The sequence below is a fragment of the Gracilibacillus thailandensis genome (assembly GCF_010994055.1).
In the GTDB taxonomy this organism is placed as follows: domain Bacteria; phylum Bacillota; class Bacilli; order Bacillales; family Amphibacillaceae; genus Gracilibacillus; species Gracilibacillus lacisalsi.
The window spans coordinates 1-1,420 of record NZ_WJID01000148.1 but is presented as its reverse complement, the minus strand read 5'-3'; the positions used below and the strand labels follow the sequence as shown (position 1 = coordinate 1,420).

The window sequence follows — 1,420 nt, the reverse complement described above, 5'->3', positions numbered from 1 at the left end:
GCCGGAGCGATGCTTTCCGTCTACATATCATTTCAAAATAACCACCTATGATACAAAAACACTATCATGTTGCGTATTATATACTTTCCTATCTAATAAGAAAAGACACGGTAAATTCCGTGTCTTCAACATTACTTATTTTCCTTTCGAACCTTGACCTTTACTGTGTAGTGAGAAAAGGTTGGTGTCGATGGAGAACTGGATCGATTGACGTTCTCTTTCTCGTTTTAACGCTAGTTGGATTAGTTGATCTGTTAATTGTTGAAAATCTTTTCCGCTTGGTTCCCATAAATAGAAGGATAGTGAACCTGGAATCGTATTGATCTCATTGACAAAAACCTCTCCATCAGGATTTAACAAAAAGTCAATTCGAGAAACACCACTTGCATTCAATAAGCGGAAGGTTTTCTCTGCCAGTTCTTTAACCTTCGCAGTAGCTTCCTCACTAATTTCTGCAGGGATAATCCGGTTTACACTTTCCATCCCTTTTGTATCTCCTGTTTTACCTCCACTCTGATATTTATCAGCATAAGATAAAATCTCATCAGTGCTTAACACCTGTTCACAGACCGAACTTTCCACTTTTTCATAATCACCAATAACGGAACAGTTAACCTCGGTTAAGTCTGTTACCATTTTTTCAATAATTACTTTAAAGCTATAGGAAATGGCAAGCGCGATTGCTTCTTCTAATTCTTCTTCATTCTCTGCCTTTGAAATCCCTACACTTGATCCTAGGTTTGCAGGTTTCACGATAACCGGATAACCTACTTTTTCTGCTAATTGTTTTATACGATCCTGTTCCTCGTGCCACTGACTAGAGTAAAACCATTCGTAATCCACTATCGGCACACCGGAATCACGTAGGATCTGCTTCATCATTACTTTATCCATACCAGCTGCTGATGACGCAACGTCACAGCCAACATAAGGAAGGCCTAATAATTCCAGATAACCTTGTAATGATCCATCCTCACCATTTGTACCATGAATAACCGGGAAAACAACATCTATCGTTGTAATAACTCCTTTTGAGAAAAGGGAACGCTCCTTTTTCTTTAATACAATATTCCCTTCCCCTTCCTGTTCCAACACGACTTTGTCAGCTTGTTTAAACAACTGGTCTAAGTCCTTATAATTTTCGATATCTGTTAAAACATCTCCTGTATACCATTCTTTTGTTTTGCTAATATAAACCGGTACTGGTTCATACTTGGATCGATCTATTGCATTATATGCTTGAAGTGCCGAGATAACGGAAACTTCATGTTCTACAGATACGCCACCAAAGATTACGGCTACTTTCGTTTTCACAGCCTATTCCTCCCAATATCATTACTCGTTATATGTGTCAGGTAAATCATTCTCCAATAAGATAATCGCATCTTGGCGGTTTAATGCTTGGATTTGTGATATGGCG

At 38.5% G+C, this 1,420-nt stretch carries 1 protein-coding gene; it reads right to left on the bottom strand.

Going from position 1 to position 1,420, the window contains the following annotated elements; genetic code table 11:
* Nucleotides 1–135 precede the first annotated feature (135 nt).
* Nucleotides 136–1,314, bottom strand: a complete 1,179-nt coding sequence (locus tag GH715_RS21235) for a D-alanine--D-alanine ligase family protein (protein ID WP_163578836.1) — start codon at nt 1,312–1,314, stop codon at nt 136–138.
* Nucleotides 1,315–1,420: the final 106 nt, after the last annotated feature.